The 19661-nt window shown below is 74.1% G+C and carries 17 protein-coding genes and 1 tRNA gene; 11 read left to right on the top strand and 7 right to left on the bottom strand.

Annotated features, from left to right (window positions below; all coding sequences use genetic code 11):
* Positions 1 to 15 precede the first annotated feature (15 nt).
* From ACLIBK_RS08695 to ACLIBK_RS08710, 4 genes are all read left to right on the top strand, one after another.
* Complete coding sequence (locus ACLIBK_RS08695) at positions 16 to 432, top strand: DUF721 domain-containing protein (protein WP_415386849.1); 417 nt, start codon at positions 16 to 18, stop codon at positions 430 to 432.
* A 42-nt stretch (positions 433 to 474) separates the two neighbouring features.
* A complete protein-coding gene (locus ACLIBK_RS08700) occupies positions 475 to 1101 on the top strand; it encodes a thioredoxin domain-containing protein (protein WP_415386850.1) in 627 nt (208 codons plus the stop codon).
* A gap of 89 nt (positions 1102 to 1190) precedes the next feature.
* Positions 1191 to 5201: a chromosome segregation SMC family protein gene (locus ACLIBK_RS08705; RefSeq protein ID WP_415386901.1), complete on the top strand. Its 4011-nt coding sequence runs from the start codon at positions 1191 to 1193 to the stop codon at positions 5199 to 5201.
* 136 nt (positions 5202 to 5337) lie between these two features.
* On the top strand, positions 5338 to 7248 hold the full coding sequence (locus ACLIBK_RS08710) for an ABC transporter ATP-binding protein (RefSeq protein WP_415386851.1): 1911 nt from the start codon (positions 5338 to 5340) through the stop codon (positions 7246 to 7248).
* A gap of 53 nt (positions 7249 to 7301) precedes the next feature.
* Here ACLIBK_RS08710 and ACLIBK_RS08715 read toward each other — a convergent pair whose 3' ends face one another.
* Positions 7302 to 8777: a hypothetical protein gene (locus tag ACLIBK_RS08715; RefSeq protein ID WP_415386852.1), complete on the bottom strand. Its 1476-nt coding sequence runs from the start codon at positions 8775 to 8777 to the stop codon at positions 7302 to 7304.
* A gap of 348 nt (positions 8778 to 9125) precedes the next feature.
* On the opposite strand from ACLIBK_RS08715, the gene ACLIBK_RS08720 reads away from it, so the two are divergent.
* The 5 genes from ACLIBK_RS08720 (at position 9126) to ACLIBK_RS08740 (ending at position 11723) form a co-directional block, all read left to right on the top strand.
* Positions 9126 to 9326 carry an AtpZ/AtpI family protein gene (locus ACLIBK_RS08720; RefSeq protein WP_415386853.1) on the top strand — a complete coding sequence of 67 codons (201 nt, stop codon included), beginning with the start codon at positions 9126 to 9128 and terminating at the stop codon, positions 9324 to 9326.
* 22 nt (positions 9327 to 9348) lie between these two features.
* Positions 9349 to 10104, top strand: coding sequence for a F0F1 ATP synthase subunit A (locus ACLIBK_RS08725; RefSeq protein ID WP_415386854.1), 756 nt, complete (start codon positions 9349 to 9351; stop codon positions 10102 to 10104).
* Between the two features lie 73 nt (positions 10105 to 10177).
* The gene (locus ACLIBK_RS08730; protein ID WP_415386855.1) at positions 10178 to 10417 is read left to right on the top strand and encodes an ATP synthase subunit C family protein; all 240 of its coding nucleotides are present in this window, start codon (positions 10178 to 10180) and stop codon (positions 10415 to 10417) included.
* Between the two features lie 53 nt (positions 10418 to 10470).
* The gene (locus ACLIBK_RS08735) at positions 10471 to 11214 is read left to right on the top strand and encodes a F0F1 ATP synthase subunit B' (protein WP_415386856.1); all 744 of its coding nucleotides are present in this window, start codon (positions 10471 to 10473) and stop codon (positions 11212 to 11214) included.
* A complete protein-coding gene (locus ACLIBK_RS08740) occupies positions 11214 to 11723 on the top strand; it encodes a F0F1 ATP synthase subunit B (protein WP_415386857.1) in 510 nt (169 codons plus the stop codon). Before ACLIBK_RS08735 ends, ACLIBK_RS08740 begins: the two co-directional genes overlap by 1 nt.
* Positions 11724 to 11859: 136 nt before the next feature.
* Here ACLIBK_RS08740 and ACLIBK_RS08745 read toward each other — a convergent pair.
* The 3 genes from ACLIBK_RS08745 to ACLIBK_RS08755 all read right to left on the bottom strand — a co-directional run bounded on the left by ACLIBK_RS08745 (position 11860) and on the right by ACLIBK_RS08755 (position 14557).
* Positions 11860 to 11934 (bottom strand) — tRNA-Gln (locus ACLIBK_RS08745).
* 56 nt (positions 11935 to 11990) lie between these two features.
* On the bottom strand, positions 11991 to 12857 hold the full coding sequence (locus ACLIBK_RS08750; protein WP_415386902.1) for a 4-(cytidine 5'-diphospho)-2-C-methyl-D-erythritol kinase: 867 nt from the start codon (positions 12855 to 12857) through the stop codon (positions 11991 to 11993).
* Positions 12854 to 14557, bottom strand: a complete 1704-nt coding sequence (locus ACLIBK_RS08755; RefSeq protein WP_415386858.1) for a tetratricopeptide repeat protein — start codon at positions 14555 to 14557, stop codon at positions 12854 to 12856. Before ACLIBK_RS08755 ends, ACLIBK_RS08750 begins: the two co-directional genes overlap by 4 nt.
* A gap of 262 nt (positions 14558 to 14819) precedes the next feature.
* Here ACLIBK_RS08755 and ACLIBK_RS08760 point away from each other — a divergent pair, with 262 nt between their 5' ends.
* On the top strand, positions 14820 to 15446 hold the full coding sequence (locus ACLIBK_RS08760; RefSeq protein WP_415386859.1) for a Tat pathway signal protein: 627 nt from the start codon (positions 14820 to 14822) through the stop codon (positions 15444 to 15446).
* Positions 15447 to 15556: 110 nt separating this feature from the next.
* On the opposite strand, the gene ACLIBK_RS08765 is transcribed toward ACLIBK_RS08760, so the two are convergent.
* From ACLIBK_RS08765 to ACLIBK_RS08775, 3 genes are read right to left on the bottom strand one after another with little or no spacing between them, the layout of a single operon-like run.
* Entirely contained in the window at positions 15557 to 16300 is a 744-nt protein-coding gene (locus tag ACLIBK_RS08765) for a capsular biosynthesis protein (protein ID WP_415386860.1), read from the bottom strand.
* Positions 16297 to 17880 carry a capsular biosynthesis protein gene (locus tag ACLIBK_RS08770; RefSeq protein ID WP_415386861.1) on the bottom strand — a complete coding sequence of 528 codons (1584 nt, stop codon included), beginning with the start codon at positions 17878 to 17880 and terminating at the stop codon, positions 16297 to 16299. The genes ACLIBK_RS08765 and ACLIBK_RS08770 overlap by 4 nt, the downstream gene beginning before the upstream one ends.
* On the bottom strand, positions 17877 to 18260 hold the full coding sequence (locus ACLIBK_RS08775) for an HAD hydrolase family protein (protein ID WP_415386862.1): 384 nt from the start codon (positions 18258 to 18260) through the stop codon (positions 17877 to 17879). Before ACLIBK_RS08775 ends, ACLIBK_RS08770 begins: the two co-directional genes overlap by 4 nt.
* A gap of 283 nt (positions 18261 to 18543) precedes the next feature.
* On the opposite strand from ACLIBK_RS08775, the gene ACLIBK_RS08780 reads away from it, so the two are divergent.
* Positions 18544 to 19653, top strand: coding sequence for a PA0069 family radical SAM protein (locus tag ACLIBK_RS08780; RefSeq protein ID WP_415386863.1), 1110 nt, complete (start codon positions 18544 to 18546; stop codon positions 19651 to 19653).
* The last annotated feature ends 8 nt before the right edge of the window (positions 19654 to 19661 follow it).

Raw genomic sequence — 19661 nt, forward strand, 5'->3', positions numbered from 1 at the left:
CTCGGCCTCCGTCCGGTGGGCAGCCTGGTGCCGCGGCTGACCCGCCCCGCCTTTCGCCGCCGCAGCCCGGCGGGCGCCATGCTGATGTCGGACTGGCCCTCGCTGGTCGGTCCGGCCCTGGCCGCGGTGACCTCGCCCTTGCGGCTGACCCGGGGCACGTTGACCATCGCCTGTTCCGGCCCGATGGCGATGGAATTGCAGCATCTCGGCCCGCAGCTGATGCAGCGCATCAACGCCGCCCTGGGCGCGGTGGCCGTGGAATCGCTGCGCTTCGTGCAGCAGGCCACGTCCCGACCCGTCGCCAACCCCGCCGCCACCCGGCCCGCGCCGCCCCTGCCGGAGCCGCTGCGCGAGCGGCTGGCGGGGGTGGCGGACCCCGATCTGCGCGGGGCGCTGGAAAGGCTGGCCCGGGGCGTTTATCGGAAGCGGTGAATGGGCCGCTTCCGCGCCGCATCCTCCTGGGGAGAGTTCCCGATGTTCACCACCGACCGACGCGGCTTCCTGCTGGCCTCCGCCCTGGCCGCGCCCGCGCTGGGCCTGTCCGGCGCCCGCGCCCAGGCTCCGGCGACCGATCCTCGCCTGGGCGAGCGCAGCGCCGGCAAGGCCGACGCCCCGGCCACGGCGATCGAGTACTTCTCGCTTACCTGCTCCCACTGCGCCGCCTTTCACCGCGAAACCTGGCCGCAGGTGAAGCGGGAGCTGGTGGAGACCGGCAAGCTCCGCATGGTGTGGCGCGAGTTCCCGCTGGACCAGCTGGCCCTGTCGGCTTCCGTGGCCGCCCGCGCCCTGCCGCCGGAGCGCTACGAGGGCTTCATCTCCGCGCTGCTGGGCAGCCAGGACCGCTGGGCCTTTGCCCGCGGCGTGGACAGTCTGGGCGAGATCGCCAAGATCGCCGCCCTGGCCGGCATGTCGCGTGCCGATTTCGACCGTGCTCAGGCCGATGACGGGCTGAAGCGCGGCATCCTGCAGATGCGCCTGCAGGCCGAGCGCGAGCACCAGGTGAACAGCACCCCCACCTTCGTGTTCGGCTCCCGCGTGGTGCCCGGCGAGATTCCCTTCGAGCGCTTCGCCGAGAACGTCCGGCAGAACAGCCGCTCCTGATGGACAGCCTGTCGCATCCCGGCCTGCCGGACGGCGAGGACCCCGCGGCCGCCTCGGGGGACCTCCCCGAGGCGCCGCAGGACCGCCCGATGGCGACCCGGGCGGCGACGCTGACGCGGTTGCGGATCGCCGGCTTCAAGTCCTTCGCCGAGCCGCAAACGGTGGAAGTGCTGCCGGGGCTGACGGGCATCGTCGGCCCCAACGGCTGCGGCAAGTCCAACGTGGTGGAAGCGCTGCGCTGGGCAATGGGCGAGAGCAACGCCCGCGCCATGCGCGGCGACGGCATGGACGACGTGGTGTTCGCCGGCACCTCCACCCGCCCGGCGCGCAACCATGCCGAGGTGTCGCTGAGCCTGGAGGACGCCGCCGGCCTCGCCCCGCCGCCCAATGCCGAGGTGGCGGAGCTGGAGATCATCCGCCGCATCGCGCGCGGCGAGGGCACGGGCTACCGCATCAACGGGCGCGAAGCCCGCGGGCGCGACGTGTCCACCCTGTTCGCCGATATCGGCTCGGGCTCGCGCTCCTCCGGCATGGTCAGCCAGGGCAAGGTGGCGGCGCTGATCGGCGCCAAGCCCGAGGAACGCCGCCAGGTGCTGGAGGAAGCGGCCGGCATCGCCGGTTTGCGCGCCCGCCGGCACGAGGCCGAGCTGAAGCTGCGGCAGGCCGAGGGCAACCTGACCCGGGCCGAGGACCTGCGCGCCCAGCTGGAGCGGCAGCGCGACGGCCTGCGCAAGCAGGCGCGCCAGGCCGCCCGCTACCGCAACCTGTCCGGCCTGACCCGGGCGGCGGAAGGCGAGTGGCTGGCCATCCTGGCCGCCCGCGCCGAGGCGGCGCTGATCGCGGCGCGCGAGGAGCAGGCGCAGGCGCAGCGCGCGCTGGGCGAGGCGGAGGCGGCGGCCGAGCGGGCGGCCATCGCGGCGCATGTCGCCGCCCAGGCCCTGGCCGCTCCCCGCGCGGCGGAGGGCGAGGCCCGCACCCTGCTGGAGCGCCGCCGGGTGGAAGCGGAAGGCGTGTCCGCCGCCGAGGCGCGCGCCCGCGCCGCGCTGGACGCCGCGGAAGCCCGGCTGCAGCAGGCCGGCCGCGACCTGGACCACGCCCGCGCCCAGGCGCGGGACGCCGCCGCCCACGCGGCCGCGCTGGCCGCCGAGGACGCCGTGCTCGCGGGCGAGAGCGAGACGCTGCCGGCCCGGCTGCGCGACGCGGCGGAAGCGCTGACCGTCGCGCGGGACGCGGTGGCGGCCGCCGAGCGCGCCGCCGATGCCGCGGCCGAGCACGCCGCCGCCGTGTCGGCCGAGGCCGCGCATCGCCGCGCCGGGCGCGACGCGGCCGAGGCACGGGCCGGGCGCGCCGGCACCGCCCTGGCCCGGCTGGTGGCCGAGCGGGCCGAGGCCGAGGCGGCCATCCCCGATCCCGCCGCCCTGCCGGCGGCCGAGGCGGAACTGGCCGCGGCGGAGGCCGCGCGGCGGGCCGCCGAGGCGGCGCTGGACACCGCCGAGGCCGCCCGGGTCGAGGCGCAGCAGCGCCATGCCGCCGCCCGCCTGCGCGCCGAGGCGGCCGCCGCGGCCACCGCGCGCGCCACGGCCGATCGCCAGGCCGCCGCGTCGCGTGCCGAGCGGGCGGAGCGCGAAGCGGCGCAACTGGCGGCGGAGCACGCCAAGGCGCTGGCCGCCCGCCCGCCCGCCGGCGCCCCCGAGGCCGCCCGCAACGAGGTGGCGGAGGCGGAAGCGGCCCTGGCCGCGGCGGTGACCGCCGGTCGCGAGGCGGAGGCCGCGCGCGACGCCGCCCGCGCCGCCCTGGGCCGGGCACGCACCGCGGCATCGGAAGCGGAAGCGGAGATCGCCAGGCTGAACGGCGAGGCGCAGGGCCTGGACGCCATGCTGCGCGCCGCCGGCCCGGCCGCCGCCGCGCCGCTGGTGGACGCGGTGGCGGTGCCGCCCGGCTTGGAAACCGCGCTGGGCGCCGCGCTGGGCGAGGCGCTGGACGCCCCGGCGGACGAGGCCGCGCCGCGCCACTGGCGCAGCCTGCCGCCCTTCGACCCCGTGCCGCCCCTGCCGGACGGCGCCCGCGGCTTCGACACCTTGATCCCCGACGCGCCCGCCGCCCTGGCGCGCGCCCTGTCGCAGGTCGGGCTGCTGCCGGCGGGGGCGGACGGCGCCGCGCTGCAGCCGGCGCTGCAACCGGGCCAGGTGCTGGTGGCCGAGAGCGGCGCGTCCTGGCGCTGGGACGGGCAGACCTCCCGCGCCGGCGTTCCCAGCCCCGGGGCGGTGCGGCTGCAGCGGCGCAATCGCCTGCGGGCGCTGCGGACCGCCCTGGGTGAGGCGCAGGAGCGCGTGGCCGCCGCCCGCGCCGCCCGCACGGAGGCGGAGAGCGGCGAGCGTGCCGCCCTGGCCGCCGAGGAACGGGCGCGCGATGCCCGGCGCGGGGCGGAGGCGCGCCTGTCCCGGGCGCGCGCGGAAGCGTCGCGGCTCAATGCCGAAGCCGCCGCGGCGGCGGGGCGGGAAGCGGCCCTGGCGCCGCGGCTGGAACAGGTCGCCGCGGCGCGCGAGGACGCGGTTCGGGCCCTGCGGCTGGCGCAGGAAGCCCTGGCCGCCCTGGCCGACCCGGCAACGGAAGCCGCGGCCCGCGACGCGGCGCGCGCCGCCGAAGCCGCGGCGCAGGCGGCCGAGGCCGCGGCGCGCGAGGAACGCCGGCGTGCCGCGGCGCGGGGCGACGCCGCCCGGGGCGCGCGCGACCGAGTGGCGGCGGAAGCGTCGCGGGCGGAAAGCCGGCTGGCCGTGCTGCTGCCGGAGATCGCGCGCCTGGAGGCCGAGCGCGCCGAGGCGCAGGCCGCCCTGCACAGCGCCGGGGACGGGGAAGCGCCCGACCCCGAGGCCGCGCGGCTGGCGCTGGACGGCGCCCGCGCCGCCCTGACCGCGGCCCGCGCCGCCGAAGCCGGCGCCCGCGGCACGCATGACGGCTTGGCCGCCGAGCTGGCGCGGGTGCAGTCCCGCCGCGCCGCCGTGGCCCAGGAGCGCCCGGGCTGGGCCGCGCGCGCCGCCGATGCCGGGGCACGGCTGGCGGAGCTGGAACACCGCGCCGAGGCCGCCCGGCTGGCGCGCGACGAGGCCCGCGAAGCCCCGGAGGACGCCTCCGCCCGGCAGCACGGCGCCGCCCGCATCCTGGCCAAGGCGGAGGCCGCGCATGCCGCCGCGGCCCAGGCCCTGCTGGCGGCGGAGGAGGCCGCCCGCGACACGGCCGAGGCACGCCGCGACGCCGATGCCGCCCATGCCGCGGCGCGCGAGAACCGGGTCGCGGCCGGCGCCGGGGCGGGGCGGGCGGAGGACGCCGCCCGCGCCCTGGTGGCCCGCATCGCCGAGCGCCTGGGCCCGGAGCCGGAACTGCCCGAAGCGCCCGAGGACCTGTCCGACGCCGCCGAGGAGCGCGCCCGCCGCAAGGCGGAGCGCCTGGCCCGGGAGCGCGAGGAGATGGGCCCGGTCAACCTGCGCGCCGAGAGCGAGCTGGCCGAGATCGAGGAGCGCCTGGCCGGCCTGGATGCCGAGCGCGACAGCATCGCCCAGGCGATCGCCAAGCTGCGCGGTTCCGTCGGCCACCTGAACCGGGAAGCGCGGGAACGGCTGCGCGCGGTGTTCGACCGGGTGGATGCGGAGTTCCGCGCGCTGTTCTCGCGGCTGTTCGGCGGCGGGCGGGCGCACCTGGCGCTGGTGGGGTCGGACGACCCGCTGGAAGCCGGGCTGGAGCTGTTCGCCGAGCCGCCGGGCAAGAAGCTGTCCTCGCTCAGCCTGCTGTCGGGCGGCGAGCAGGCGCTGACCGCGCTGTCCCTGGTGTTCGCGGTGTTCCGCTGCCACCCCGCCCCGGTCTGCGTGCTGGACGAGGTGGACGCGCCGCTGGACGACGCCAACGTGGAGCGGCTGTGCGGCCTGCTGCAGGCCATGGCGGAGGGCGGCACCCGCTTCCTGGTGGTGACCCACCACCCGCTGACCATGGCGCGCATGGACCGCCTCTACGGCGTCACCATGCAGGAACGCGGGGTGTCGCGGCTGCTCAGCGTCGATCTCGGCCGGGCGGTGGAGATGGTGGGGCAGGACGCGGTGCCGGGCTGAGCCGGGCGGCGGCGCCGAGCAGCGCCGGTCCTGCCGCGCGGCCGGCAGCGGCGCCCAGTGCAGGGCTGCCCTGCCGCCCGTCGCGGCCGGGTGCCGCTCACACTCCCGCGCGCGGCGCGGCCGGATGCCGCGGGGAGTGCCGTCCGGCGTTGACCTCCCGCCGGGCCGGGCGTTGATGGCGGTGATGTTCCGCTTCTTCGAGAGTCTGGTGAACCCGGCCGCCGCGCCCGGGGAAAAGGCGTCGCGCTTCCTGGGCGTCCCCGTGCCGGACTCGCCGCCGCCGCGCAGCCTCTGGGGCTTCTACTGGCACTATGCTCGGCAGGCGAAGCTGGTCTTCGCCCTGCTGTTCGTGACCGGCATCGCCGTGGCGCTGCTGGACGCCACCATCCCGATCTTCATCGGCCAGGTGGTGAGCCTGCTGGGCCAGCACCCGCCGGAACGGCTGCTGGTGGACGCCTGGCCGGCCCTGCTGGGCATGGCCGCCACGGTGCTGATCCTGCGCCCGCTGGGGATCCTGGTGCAGAACCTGATCGTGCAGCAGGCCATCGTGCCCAACGTCACCGGCATGATCCGCTGGCAGGCGCACTGGCACGTCATCCGCCAGGGCTGGGCCTTCTTCCAGGAGGACTTCTCCGGCCGCGTCGCCACGCGGGTGATGCAGGCGGGGCCGGCGCTGCGCGAGAGCATCGTGTCCGGCGTCAACGCCGTCTGGTACATCCTGGTCTACGCCACCGGGGCGGTGCTGTGGCTGGCGCATGCCGATCCCTGGCTGGCGCTGCCGGTGCTGCTGTGGTTCGCGCTCTACGGCACGCTGCTGCGGGTGCTGGTGCCGCGGCTGCGCGACCGGGCGCGCAAGGCGTCCGAGGCGCGCTCGCTGCTCACCGGCCGGGTGGTGGACAGCTACACCAACATCCTGACGGTGAAGCTGTTCGCCCGCGCGGCGGAGGAGGACGAGTTCGTCCGCGAAGGGCTGGACCAGCTGACGCACCGCTTCCAGCGGCAGACGCGGCTGGTGACGCTGAACAGCGTGCTGCTGGCGGCGCTGAACGCCACGCTGATCGTGGCGGTCAGCGCCCTGTCGATCTGGCTCTGGACGCAGGGGCGGGTCGAGCTGGGCGTGGTGGCCACCGCCCTGCCGATGGCCTGGCAGATCGTGAACATCTCCGGCTGGGTCGCCTTCAACGTGTCCTCGATCTTCGAGAACATCGGCGTGGTGCAGGAGTCGATGAATTCCATCGCTGTGCCGCCCACCGCCCCCGACGCGCCCGGCGCCGCGCCGCTGCGGGTGACGCGCGGCGAGGTCCGCTTCGAGCAGGTGCGCTTCGCCTACGGCACGGGGACGCCGGTGCTGGACGGGCTGGACCTGCGCATCGCCGCCGGCGAACGCGTCGGGCTGGTGGGGCAGTCCGGGGCGGGCAAGACCACCGCGGCCAACCTGCTGCTGCGCTTCTTCCAGCCGCAGAGCGGCCGCATCCTGGTGGACGGGCAGGACATCGCCGGCGTCACCGCCGAATCGCTGCGCGCCGCGGTGGGGGTGGTGACGCAGGACACGGCGCTGCTGCACCGCTCGATCCGCGACAACATCCGCTACGGCCGGCCCGAAGCGGGCGAGGCGGCGGTGGTGGAAGCGGCCCGGCGCGCCCAGGCCGACGGCTTTATCCGCGCCCTGCACGACTGGCGGGGGCGCGAAGGCTACGACGCCCATGTCGGCGAGCGCGGCGTGAAGCTGTCCGGCGGCCAGCGCCAGCGAATCGCCATTGCCCGGGTGCTGCTGAAGGATGCCCCGATCCTGGTGCTGGACGAGGCGACCTCCGCCCTGGATTCGGAGGTGGAGGCGGCGATCCAGGAACAGCTGGAAGGGCTGATGGCCGGCAAAACGGTGATCGCCATCGCCCATCGCCTGTCCACCATCGCGCGCATGGACCGGCTGATCGTGTTGGAAGCCGGCTGCATCGCCGAGATGGGCACCCACGCGCAGCTGCTGGCGCACGGCGGTGCCTATGCCCGGCTGTGGGAGCGGCAGTCCGGCGGCTTCGTGTCGGCCTGAGGCGGGGACGTCCGGCGCCTGGCCGGGCGCAGCGGTTCCGGAACTAGCGGTTGTCAGGAAGCGCGGGCGGCTTCCGCGTGGGACCGCAGCAGGGCGGCCCAGTCCTGCAGCCCCGCATCGTCGGGCTGCGACGCGGCGGCGCGGGCGGCGATCCGGGCGGCGGGCTCCGGGCAGCCCCGCAGGAAGATCTGGTGCGACAGGTAGTGCTGCAGGGACATGTTGGTGATGCCGCCGTCCAGCAGGGCGCGCGTGGCCTCCGCGAGTTCCGCGCCGTGCCGCCCGGCCAGCTCGGCCAGGGGGGCGGCGGCCTCGCCCTCGGCGCGGGCGGCGGCGGTCACCGACGCCACGATTCGCGCGGGTGGCCAGTCGGGTTCGGCGAAGGGCGCCAGGTTCTCGATCAGCAGGTTCATCTCTTCCGAGGACAGGCCGACCGCCCGCCAAACGCGGCTGTCCGGTGGCATCCCCGCCACGGCCAGCATGCCGCAGAGACAGGCGGAGGCGCGCCGCCCCGCACCTTCCAGGGCCCGGCCGAGCACCACCGTCGCCCCCACCGCCTCGCCCAGTGGCGCCCGCAGCACCACCGGCAGGCAGCGCTCGACGGCGCCCGCGAGGTCGCCGGCCAGCCGCCGGCCTTCCGCCCCCAGCGCCAGGGCGGTTCCGGCCGCCAGCGGGTCGCCCTCCGCCGCGGCCAGGGCGGCGGTGAGCTCCTCCAGCGTCAGCAGCTTGTCCGGCTCGATCAGGCGCTGTTGCGGCAGGTGGTCCAGCAGCAGCCCGCCGGACACCAGCCATTCGCGCAGGTGCCCGTGCAGGCCGCGCCACTGGCCCGCATCCGCCGCGCGGCAGGCCTCGTGGAAGAAGGCGGCATAGTGGTCCAGCGCGCGGCTCGACCCCACCGCGATCTGGTCGCCGGCATGGTTCGGCGCCACGGAGTCGAGCAGCAGCGTGCCGGCCGGCCGGGCCAGGAAGCCCGCCGCGTCGAAGGAGGCCAGTCCCTTGTCGGGACGGATATGCACCACGACGTCGAAGGGGGCGCCGCGCTCATCCTCCAGGTTGCGCTTCAGCAGGTTGGCTTCGAACACCTTGTGGAAGTAGCGCAGCGTGAACGGTTCCGGCCCGCCCGGGGAACCGTCGGTGTTGCGGGTGCGGTGCTCGAACCAGGCGAAGGGGAGGGGGTTTTCCAGGCGGATCACCGCGGGGCCCAGCACCGCGCGGATCTCGTCGGCGGTGACGCGCTGTTCCCCCGCCCGCCGTTCCAGGATCCGGCGCAGTTCGGGGAAGCGTTCAAAGAAGACCTGCGACTGCCAGGCGGGCGGCAGGGCGCGCGCCGCTTCGGGCGGCAGCACGCCGCGCAGGCGGCCGGGGGTCATGGGGCCGGTGAACTTGGCGCCGCGCCGGTTCGTGGTGGCCACCACGACGGACACCTCGGCCGTGGCACGCAACGCCTCGATCCAGCCGTGGCACTCGGTGAAGTTGCGCATCTCCCCGGCCAGGCAAATGCAAACCGCGGGACGCGACGGCGGCGCGCTCATCGGTTCGTCCTGCTGCCGGGAAGCTCATGCATCGGGCCAGGGTAAAACCAGTCCGCGGCCAGCGCACGCCCCGCCGCTGCGGCATCAGCGCGCTGTTTCTTTTCGGGCACTGCCACGAGGGGAATGCAGGGCGCGCGCCGATGCATGCATCCGCGGCGGCCCGGACGGGCGCCGTTGCTTGACAGCCCGGGGGCTGCACCGTAGGAGCCCCCTGCCTTCCGTAGGGAATGCCTTCGGGGAGCAAGGGTGGAACAGCGAGACGGCTTCGACGAGCGTCTGCGGAGTGCGAGGACCCGGCAGGGTCTCGACCCCGTTCCCGACCCCGCCAAGGGGCCCGGGGGCGGGAGCTTGTCGCAGAGCCCGTGGGGCTTCGGGCTGCGCGCCGGCGTCGAGATCGTCTCGGCACTGATCGCGGGCGCGGGGCTGGGCTGGCTGCTGGACCGATGGCTCGGAACCTCGCCCTGGCTCCTGCTGGTGTTCTTCGTGGTGGGCGGCGCCGCCGGGGTGCTGAATCTGTATCGATTGGTGTCCCCGAGCGCCCGACGCTGACTGCTGGATTGGGGATAGGGCCTTGGCCACCGAAGGCAAGACGATCGACGCGCTGAGCCAGTTCGAGCTGGTGCCCGTGCTGGGTTCCGTCGGCCGCTCCGTCGGCTTCACCCAGTCCAACGCCCATATGCTGCTGGCCATCGGGCTGGTGACCGCGCTGTTCCTGGTGGGCATGCGCCACCGCGCCGTGGTGCCCGGCCGGCTGCAGGCAGCGGCCGAGATGCTCTACGAGTTCGTCGAAGGGCTGGTGGTCGGGCAGGTCGGCCACGAGGGCCGCCGCTACTTCCCCTTCGTGTTCGCGCTGTTCATGTTCGTGCTGTTCGGCAACATGCTCGGCCTGCTGCCCTACGCCTTCACCTATACCTCGCACATCGCGGTCACGCTGGGCCTCGCGGTGCTGGTGTTCCTGGTGACCACGGTGGTGGCGCTGGCGATCCACGGGCGGAAGTTCTTCGGCTACTTCTTCCCCGAGGGCGCGCCCCTCTGGCTCGCCCCCATCATCATCCCGGTCGAGATCGTGTCCTACCTGTCGCGGCCGATCAGCCTGTCCATCCGTCTGTTCGCGAACATGGTCGCCGGCCACGTCATGCTGAAGGTCTTCGCGACCTTCGTGGTGCTGATCGGCGGCTTCGGCGCGGTGGGCTTCATCGGCGCGGCGCTGCCGCTGGCGGTGAACGTCGCGCTGGTCGGCTTCGAGGTGCTGGTCGCCTTCCTGCAGGCCTACGTCTTCGCGATCCTGACCTGCATCTACCTGCACGACGCGGTGCACCTGCACTGATCCCCGGGCTCCTCCGCGTGCTCCGGCCGTCGGCTGACACCTTCCACTTCCCAGCAAGGAAAGAGACTTTCCGATGAACGATCCTGCCGCCTACCTCGGTGCCTACAAGGCCCTCGGCGCCGGCCTCGCGGTTATCGCGCTGTTCGGCGTGGGCCTCGGCATCGGCAACATCTTCTCGTCGCTGATCAGCAGCGTGGCCCGCAACCCCGGCGCCCGCGACGCGGTGTTCCCCATCGGCATCCTGGGCTTTGCCCTGACGGAAGCGGTGGCGCTCTTCGCCCTGCTGATCGCCTTCCTCATCCTCTTCGCTTGATGCACGCGGCGGCCGGTGGCATTCGCGCCGGCCGCACGCGGATTGGAGACGCGATGATCCGCCGCACCCTTCGCGCGACGGCCTTTGCCATCGCGCTCCTTCCCGGGCTCGCCGTCGCGCCCGGGCTCGTTTTCGCGCCCGGCACCGCCGCCGCGCAGTCCATCACCGTGCCCGGCCAGGGTCCGGCCCTGCCGGATTCCGACCGCGCGGCCGCCATCCGCGCGCAGGAACGCTCGGTGGCCGACCACCGCGAAGCCGCGGCCGAGGCGGCCGATGCCGGCGGCATGCCGCAGTTGGACTTCAACAACCCGCTGACCATCAGCCAGGTCGTGTGGCTGTTCGTGCTGTTCGGCGCCTTCGTGTTCATCGCCGCGCAGTACCTGCTGCCGCCGGTGGCCGGTGTGCTGGGCGAGCGCCGCGGCCGCATCGAGGGCGACCTCGACGCCGCGCGGTCCGCCAAGGCCGAGGCCGATGCCGCGGTGGCCGCCAACCGCGAGGGCACCAGCCGTGCCCGCGCCCAGGCACAGGCCGCCATCGCCGACGCCACGCAATCCGCCAACGCCGAGGCCGCCCGCCGTGCCGAGGTGCTGAACGCCCGCCTCAACGAGCAGGTGGCCGCGGCCGAAACCCGCATCCGCGGCGCGCGCGACGCCGCCATGGGCGCGCTGCGCGAGGTCGCGACCGACGCTACCGAAGCGCTGGTGCAGCGCCTGACGGGGCTGGAGGACCGGGCTGCCATTGCCGCCGCCGTGGGGCGTCAGCTCGACGCGCGCAGCCTTCCGGGGGGACAGGCCTGATGCATCACCATTACGAGTACTTCTACCTCGACCCGAAGTTCTGGGTCGCCGTTTCCTTCGTGCTGTTCGTGCTGCTGGCGGGCCGCAAGCTCTGGGCCGCGCTGTCGGGCATGCTGGACAAGCGGGCCGACGCCGTTCGCGCCGAGCTGAACGAGGCCCGGCGCCTGCGCGAGGAAGCCGAGGTGATGCACCGCGAGGCGGAAGCCGAGCGTGCCGCCGCGGCGGGCGAGGCGGAGGCGCTGATCACCCGCGCCAAGGCCGAGGCCGAGCGCGTCGCCGCCGCCACGGCGGAGGAAGCGGAGAACGCGGCCAAGCGCCGCGAGCGCATGGCGATGGACCGCATCGCCGCCGCCGAGGCCAGCGCCGTGGCGGAGGTCCGTCAGGCCGCCGCCGAGATCGCGTCCGCCGCGGCGCGCGACGTGATCGCGCAGAAGCTGGATGCCGCCACGGACGCCGCCATGGTGGACCGTGCGGTGGCCGACCTGCCGCGGGCGCTGCGCGCGGCGTGACCGAGGCGCCGGCGGGGGCTGCCCGCCAGCCGGACAAGTGCCCGAGCGGGGCGAGCGGTTAGCGCCGCTTGCCCCGTTTTCGCGTGCGGCGCCCGGTGCGAGCCTGAAACCGCGGGACGATGATCCTGGGATGGGTTGGTTGGGGCGCCAGGATTCGAACCTGGGAATGGCGGTACCAAAAACCGCTGCCTTACCGCTTGGCGACGCCCCAGCGCCGAGGCGGAGATAGTCGGACCCGCCCATCCCCGTAAACCCCCTCGGGGCAAATCAGCCGCCCGCGAAGAGCCCGCCTCCCCATCGCCACCAGCCGGGCGGCAGGCGCGCGGCCGCGCGTTCCGCGGCGGCCGGGGTGGCGAACAGGGCGAAGCAGGTGGCGCCCGAGCCGCTCATGCGGGCCAGCAGGCAGCCCGGCAGCGCCGTCAGCGCCGCCAGCACCGCCAACACCGGCGGGCAGAGTGCGATCGCCGCGGCTTCCAGGTCGTTGCCGGTGCGCCGCAGCGTCGCCGCCATCGCGGCGGCATCGGCCCAGGAAGCCGGCAGTTCCGCGGGGGCGGAGAAGCCGCCCGTGCGCGCCCGGAACACCGCCGGCGTCGCCAGCGGCAGGCGCGGGTTGGCCAGCACCAGCCCGCATTCCGGCAGGGCAGGGGCCGGCAGCAGCGCCTCGCCCACGCCGCCCATGCGGGCCGCCCGGGACCACACGCAGACCGGCACGTCCGCCCCCAGCGACGCGGCGAGATCCGGCGCGGGCGCCGGCAGGCCCCACAGTCGCGCCAGCAGCCGCAGGGTGGCCGCGGCATCCGCCGAGCCGCCACCGATCCCCGAGGCCACCGGCAGCCGCTTTTCCAGCCGCAGGGCGGCGCGCGGCGGCACGCCGGCCTCGGTGGCCAGCAGCCGCGCCGCCCGCAGCACCAGGTTGTCCGTCTCGCGTCCCAGCTCGCCGCTCTCGGGGCCGGAAACGCGCAGGGACAGGTCGGCGGCCGGCTCCGCCGAGACCGTGTCGCCGACCGCGGCGAAAACCGCCAGGCTGTCGAGCAGGTGGAAGCCGTCCGGCCGCCGTCCCGTGACGTGCAGGAACAGGTTGACCTTGGCCGGCGCCGCTTCCGTCATGGCCTCCGTTTCGGGAGGCACGGTCAGCGCGCCGCCGTGGAGGCGGACAGGCCGTCGCGCAGCTTGGTCAGCAGCCGCTCCGCCTCGGCGGGTTCCGGGCCGAGATCCAGGGCCCGGCTCCACTGGAACCGCGCCTCCGGCAGGCGCCCGACGGCCCAGTAGGCGTCGCCGAGATGGTCGTTGATGGTGGCGTTGCGGCTTTCCAGTTCGGTTGCCCGTTCCAGCGCTTCCACCGCGCCGCGCAGGTCGCCCTGGCGAAACATCACCCAGCCCAGGCTGTCGGCGATGGAGCCGTCCTGCGGGCGCAGCTCGGCGGCGCGTTCCAGCATCCGCCGCGCTTCGGGCAGGCGCAGTCCGCGATCCGCCCAGCTGTAGGCGAGGTAGTTCAGCACCGCCGGTTGGTCGGGGGCCAGGCTCAGGGCGCGCCCGAACTCCGCCTCCGCTTCCTCCCAGCGCCCCGCCCGTTCCAGCGCGATGCCGAGCGCGTAGTGCAGCGGCCAGTTCGCCGTGCCCGGTGCCAAGCGGGACAGCGCCTCCGTGTAGGCCGCCACGGCCTCGGGGAAGCGGCCGCGGCCGCGCAGCACGTCGCCCAGCCGCGCCGGCGGCTGCGCGGCGGCCGGCTGGGCGGCCGCGAGCTGGCGCAGGGTGGTCAGGGCTTCTTCCGTGCGATCGGCGCCGTCCAGCAGCATCGCCCGTCGCAGCGTCACCAGCGGTGCCAGCTCGTCATCGGGATGGGCGGCCGACAGCACAGCGAGCGCGCTGCCGGGGTGGTTGCCGTCGGCCAGGGCTTCCGCCGCCAGCAGCAGCGCGGGCGCGAAGCCGGGCCGCAGCCGCAGCGCCAGCCGCGCCAGCACCACCGCCAGGTCCGGCGTGCCCTGGCTGCGCAGCGCCGACCCCAGGGCGAGCTGCGCTTCCGCCATGCCCTCCACGGCGCTGGCCACGGGGCGGCCGCCCAGGGCGGCGCGGCGCAGCGCCGGGGAAGCCGCCAGGGCCACGTCGTCCGTGCCCCGTGCCAAGCCGTCGAACAGGCGCGCGCCGTCGGCGGCATGGCCGGCGCGGGCCAGGATGCCGGCGGCCACCTGCACCATCCGCAGGCTGGGCTCGGGCATGGCGGCCAGGGCGGTGCGCAGCAGGCGCTCGGCGTCGCGCGGCCGGTCGGCGAGGTCGGCGATCATGGCGGCGTGCAGCGACACCAGCCCGCGCATCGGCCCGCTCTCGGCAAAGGGCCGGAGGGTGGCGAGGGCCGTGTCGGTGGCGCCGCGTCCGGCCTGGGCCCAGGCGATCAGCAGGGGCTGCAGGATCTGCACCGAACCCTGGCGGGGCAGGCCCCGCAGCCGCTGCTCCGCCCGGTCCCAGCGGCCGGCCTGCGCATCGGCGCCCGCCAGCAGCAGCGCGGCGAGCTGGTTGTTGTTCTGCTGCCGGGCCAGCCGCGTGGCATCCGCCTGGCCATCCATCACGGCGGCCAGGAAGGCGGCATCCAGCACGAGGATCTGGTCGGGGTCGCGGCGCGACGCGTCGAGCAGCCAGAAGGCTGCGGCGGCGGTGTCGGCGGCACTGGCGGCGAAGCGACCCGCCAGATAGGGGCCGAATGCACCGTGCGGCGCCGTATCGGCCACGGCATTGCCGGGCGGGGTTTGCGCGGGAGCCGCAATGGCCGGGCAGCTGATCAGCAGCGCCGCGGCGAGCAGCGCGATGTGCGACCCCGGCCAGCATGGAACAGGCATCATGCGGTGCAGCGTAGGCGTGCCCTCGGCCCTGCGCCAGGGCGTGCGAGGTGTCCCCGCGGCTCCTTCGGGACATGACGGCCTTGCCCGCCGCCCATCACACTTGCCGGTGCAGAGGTAGGGGGAAAGGCATGTTCAGCGGGGCCCAACCTGCCCGGCGAGTAACCCGGGGGAAACGTCTCGGTCCCGATATTACGGCCTGTTCAGGGCGACCCGGACTGCTATCGTGACGAACCGTATCCGAATCCGTTGGAGGAACATCCGCATGCGTGCCGTCCTGGCCGCTCTCGCCCTGCTGGTCGCCATCGTCGTGGCGGCGCCGGCGCAGGCCCAGAACCGGTTCTGGCTGCAGAACAGCACCGGCAACACCATCCAGGAGGCTTACGTCTCCCCCTCGCGCCTGTCGAACTGGGGGCCGGACATCCTCGGCCAGGGCGTGCTGCCGCCCGGGCAGCAGGTCTGGGTGACGCCGAACTTCGGCGACTGCATCCTGGACGTGCGGGTGAAGTATTCCGACGGCCGGGAAGAAACGCGGATGGGGCTGAACGCCTGCAACATTTCGCGCATCCCCTTCACCAGCGGGGCCGGTGCCGCGATCTCGGGCGGCAAGAACGCGGCGGTGAGCGCGCCGATGGGCGGCAACCCGTCCTTCTCCTTCGTCAACCGCTCGGGCCAGACGATCCGCGAGCTCTACGTTTCGCTGTCCAGCCAGTCGAACTGGGGACCGGACCGGCTCGGCAGCAACGTCATGGGGCCTGGGCAGTCGCTCTGGGTGGACCTGCCGCAGGGCGGCGTCTGCACGGTGGACGTGCGGGTGGTGTACAACTCCGGCGCGGCCAGCGAGCGCCGGGCGCTGGAAACCTGCAGCGCTTCCAGCCTGACCTGGCGCTGAGCCGCGTCGCGGGTGCCTCCGGGCACCCCGGGTGCTTCTGGGCACCCCGGGTGCCTCTCGGCACCCTTCCGGACGGCCGGGGATGAACCCCGGCGGCCCGGGACCGGCGGCTATTCCCCGAAGGCGGCGCGCAGCGTGGCGGTGTCGCGCAGCGCCGCTTCGTACTCGGCGGGGGTGCCGCTGAAGATCACCTCCTCCGGGGGCACCACGCCGTAGCGCACGTCGCTCCCATCCGCGAGGAGATGCTGGTACAGCGGCGCGACGTAGAGTTCCGCCGCACCCGGCGCGGCCTCTTCCCGCACCAGCGCGTCGCGGAACAGCCCGACCGAGCCGAAGTAGTACAGGCCCGTGCAGCACAGGGAGGACACCCGGACCTTTTCCGTGACCTGCGCCGCGCGCTGTCCCGGTCCCTCGGCCGGCCGCACGAAGCTCCAGTGGTCGCCCTCGCCCTCGAAGCATTCCAGCCAGCCGTCGCATTCCGCCAGGATCGCGGGCGGGGCGTAGTTCGGCCGGATGGTGTCGATGTTGAAGATGGTCAGCGGCTCCGCCTCGTCCGGCCGCGCCGCGTCCAGTCCCAGCACCACGGTTTCCGCCTGGCCGCGGGTCGGCTTGGCCAAGGGCACCAGCTCCGCCCGGCGGATGCCCAGTGCCGCCACGCGGTCGCGGACGAACTCGGCGACGCCCGGCGCGTCCAGGTGCACGATCAGGAAGGGCTCGCGCTCGAACAGCGCCCGGAAGCCCAGCAGCGACCAGTCCAGCAGCGGGCGGCCCGCCAGGTCGAGCATCCATTTCGGCCGGTCGTAGCCGGCGCGGGTGAAGCGGCTGCTCAGCCCGGCCATGGGGAAAACGATCATGCCGCATCCTCCAGCGCGGCATAGAGCCGCAGCGCATTGGCCAGGAAAGCCTGCTGCCGGTCCGGCCGGTCCGCGTGCAGCGGCAGCATGGACAGGAACAGGTGCACGGTCAGCGCGGCGATGCCGGGGTCGCTGACCCGCTGCCCTTCCAGCGCGAACTCGGCGGCGATGGCCGGCAGGAAGGCGCCGGCCCCTTCGCGTGACAGGGTCAGCGTCAGGTCCCGCGTGCCCGCGCCTTCCAGGGCGTAGCGCCCGGTCAGGATGAGGTCATAGCCTTCGACGGAGTGGTTCAGCTTGGCGAGGTCGTAGCGCAGGTCGCCGAACACGGTGTGCTCGCCGTCGCGCACGCTGCCGCGGGGGTCGATCACCTTCACCAGCCGCTGGCGGAAGTCGAAAAAGGCGTTGGGGAAGCACAGGTCGCCGTGCATCACGCCGGGGATCGGGGCTGTTGCGGCTGCCATGCGCGCCGCCTCCGCAGCGATCCGCCGCAGCGAGGGCAGGCGCCGCCCGGCATGGCTCCATTCCTCGTCCAGCCCGACGCCGGCGGCGGCGGCCCAGCTTTCCAGCCGGTGACCGGTCTTGTTCAGCGCCAGGTCGTTCAGCGCATCGGGAACCACCGCGGCCCCTTCCGTCGCACCCAGGGCATGGCAGGCGCCGAGGAAGTCGAAGCAGCCTTCCAGGATCTGTCTCCAGGCCGCCGGCTCCAGCGCCCCGAACACGAAGAGTTCGTGCAGCGTCGGGCTGAACTCGTACCCGATGCGGTAGCCGCCGCCCTCCCGCCCCAGGAAAGCGGGGGTGTGCAACCGCAACGGTGCCGGCACGCCCTCGAACCAGTCCGCTTCCGCGCCCAGCTTGTCCGGCTTCTCGCCGGTCTTGAGCACGGAGCGGTTGGACACGGTGATGGCGTTGAAGGAGCGCGCGGTGCTGGCCCGTGCCCGGGCGCGGTGAAAGGTCTGCAGGTGGCCGAAGTCCAGCCAGCCACCGATCTCGCGGTACAGCAGGGTGTGCTCGGCCCCGTAGATGTCCAGCGCGCCGAGGAAGTCGTCGTCCGACAGTGTCAGCGCGCGCAGAAAGGCCGGCGCCGAGGAAAAGGAGAACCACCCCGTCAGCACGTTGTCGCCGCGGGCGTCGCGGGTAGGGCGGCGATTGACGAAATGCCCCGCCGCATCCACCGCGCCCCAGGCATAGGCATCCTGGGTGGTGGCGACGCCCACCGCATCGGGCTGGTCGGGCAGCGGGTCGAGAAACAGCGTGTCGCCGTGCAGGATGCGCAGCGGGCCGCGCGCGTCCAGCAGGCTCAGGGCGTAGCGGACGCTCTCGCCCAGGTTCAGCCCGTCCGGCACGAAAAGCACCTCGGCACCGCTCTCGCGCAGGCGATTGAGATCCCAGGGGCCAGGGGTGAAGCTGCGGGGAAGGGTGACCACCATCCGATCCCCGGCCCGCGCCAGGCTGGCGGCCTGCGGCACGAAGAGGCGGTGGTGGCCGAAGGGCAGGAAGCAGGGCGGCAACTGGCCGAACTCGGCCGCCAGCTCGGCATTGATAAAGGCGGCCGAGGTGATCAGCGACAGGCCACCGGTCATACCGCGTTCCTCCCGAGGTTCAGCAGCTCCGAGATTTCGGCATAGGACATCCGCACGAACTCATCCGGCCGCAGCGACTTGTCGTCCACGTGGAAGCCCTCGTGACCGCACCAGGGCTTGCCGACATGGACCTCGTCAAAGGGAACGTCGTGCTTCTTCAGCCAGTCCAGGATGATCGGCAGGGTCTGCGCGTTGATCAGCCCGACATTGCCGGCGTGGGTGCGCATGTTGCGGGCCGTGGCGATCACGACCGTGAAGCCCTGCCGCTTGTATTCCCGCAGCGTTTCGATCACCGGGAGGTTGGGCGCCTTGTCGGGATAGCCGACGGACGGATCGTCCAGGGTCAGCGTCCCGTCCAGGTCCATCACCAAACGCTTCATGCCGTCGAGAACCCCCGGCGTCCGGAGCTGCCGGCCCCTGCGGAACCGCACCCGGAAAGGTCGGCAGGGTCAGTCCTGACGGCCGGGTGAGCGGCAACCTAGAGCCTGCGTTACCGGCGTGGAACCCTGCTGCACCGCAGCATGATCGTCGAGATGGCCTGTTCATAAAACGTTCTTGACCTTTCCGGTGCAGGACGGCCATATGCTGACCGAACGAACAGGGAACACCCGCTTCCGGCTCCCCCCCTCCGGCAGCGCCTTCCCTCGGCACGGAACCCTCACCATGCCCGACGGTAGCCTGGGTCACGACCTGCTTTCCGGAGCCCGCAAGGGCCGCGGGGCGCTGTCCAACCCCGCCAATCGCTACGAGAGCCGCTCGCGCGACGCCTTCGACGACGGCTGGAGCACCCTGGCGGAAGCATTCGCCGAATTGCCGCCCCTGGCCACCACGCTGACGCGCGACGCGTCGCGCCGGGCGCTGGCCTGGAACGACAGCCCGGATCTCGGCTTCGACCGCAGCATCAACCCCTACCGGGGGTGCGAACACGGCTGCATCTACTGCTACGCCCGCCCGACCCATGCCTGGCTGGGCCTGTCGCCGGGCCTGGATTTCGAAACGCGGCTGATCTTCAAGCCCGACGTGGCGGCGCTGCTGGAAAAGGAGCTGCGCAAGCCCGGCTACGTGCCGCGTCCGATCGCGCTCGGCTCTAACACCGACCCCTATCAGCCCGTGGAGCGGACGCTGAAGCTGACGCGTGCGGTGCTGGAAGTGCTGGACCGCTGCAATCACCCCGTGACCATCGTGACCAAGTCCGCCGGCGTGCTGCGCGACGCGGACATCCTGGGGCGGATGGCGGCGCGCAACCTTGTGCAGGTGTGCTTCTCCGTGACCACGCTGGACGACAAGCTGGCACGCATCATGGAGCCGCGTGCCGCCACCCCTGCGCGCCGGCTGGCCGCCATGCATGCCCTCAACGCGGCCGGCATTCCCGCCGGCGTGCTGGCGGCGCCCATGATCCCCGGCGTGAACGACGCGGAGCTGGAGCGCATCCTGACCGCTGCGCGCGACGCCGGTGCCAACTGCGCCGGCTACGTGCTGCTGCGTTTGCCGCTGGAAATCGCGGAAATGTTCGAGGCTTGGCTGCATGCCCACATGCCCGACCGCGCCGCCCGGGTGCTGGCGCTGATCCGGGAAACCCGGGGTGGCCGGACCTACGACGCCCGCTTCGGCCATCGCCAGGTCGGCACCGGTCCCTACGCTGACGCCCTGGCCCAGCGCTTCCGGCTGGCGATGAAGCGCCTGGGCCTGGACGCGGCCGAGCGCGGCTCGGAGTTGGACTGCTCCGCTTTTGCGCCGCCGGTGGCAACGCCGCGCCAACTGGAACTGCTCTAGCACCGCCC

Origin of the sequence: Roseomonas sp. BN140053, from assembly GCF_047690175.1 — a bacterium.
Lineage (GTDB): Bacteria > Pseudomonadota > Alphaproteobacteria > Acetobacterales > Acetobacteraceae > Roseomonas.

Excerpts from the sequence above, each read along its gene's own strand:
- ACLIBK_RS08700 (WP_415386850.1), top strand. The coding sequence starts at position 475 with ATGTTCACCACCGACCGACGCGGCTTCCTGCTGGCCTCCGCCCTGGCC.
- ACLIBK_RS08705 (WP_415386901.1), top strand. The coding sequence starts at position 1,191 with ATGGCGACCCGGGCGGCGACGCTGACGCGGTTGCGGATCGCCGGCTTC.
- ACLIBK_RS08715 (WP_415386852.1), bottom strand. The coding sequence starts at position 8,777 with ATGAGCGCGCCGCCGTCGCGTCCCGCGGTTTGCATTTGCCTGGCCGGG.
- ACLIBK_RS08730 (WP_415386855.1), top strand. The coding sequence starts at position 10,178 with ATGAACGATCCTGCCGCCTACCTCGGTGCCTACAAGGCCCTCGGCGCC.
- ACLIBK_RS08735 (WP_415386856.1), top strand. The coding sequence starts at position 10,471 with ATGATCCGCCGCACCCTTCGCGCGACGGCCTTTGCCATCGCGCTCCTT.
- ACLIBK_RS08740 (WP_415386857.1), top strand. The coding sequence starts at position 11,214 with ATGCATCACCATTACGAGTACTTCTACCTCGACCCGAAGTTCTGGGTC.
- ACLIBK_RS08755 (WP_415386858.1), bottom strand. The coding sequence starts at position 14,557 with ATGATGCCTGTTCCATGCTGGCCGGGGTCGCACATCGCGCTGCTCGCC.
- ACLIBK_RS08760 (WP_415386859.1), top strand. The coding sequence starts at position 14,820 with ATGCGTGCCGTCCTGGCCGCTCTCGCCCTGCTGGTCGCCATCGTCGTG.
- ACLIBK_RS08765 (WP_415386860.1), bottom strand. The coding sequence starts at position 16,300 with ATGATCGTTTTCCCCATGGCCGGGCTGAGCAGCCGCTTCACCCGCGCC.
- ACLIBK_RS08770 (WP_415386861.1), bottom strand. The coding sequence starts at position 17,880 with ATGACCGGTGGCCTGTCGCTGATCACCTCGGCCGCCTTTATCAATGCC.
- ACLIBK_RS08775 (WP_415386862.1), bottom strand. The coding sequence starts at position 18,260 with ATGAAGCGTTTGGTGATGGACCTGGACGGGACGCTGACCCTGGACGAT.
- ACLIBK_RS08780 (WP_415386863.1), top strand. The coding sequence starts at position 18,544 with ATGCCCGACGGTAGCCTGGGTCACGACCTGCTTTCCGGAGCCCGCAAG.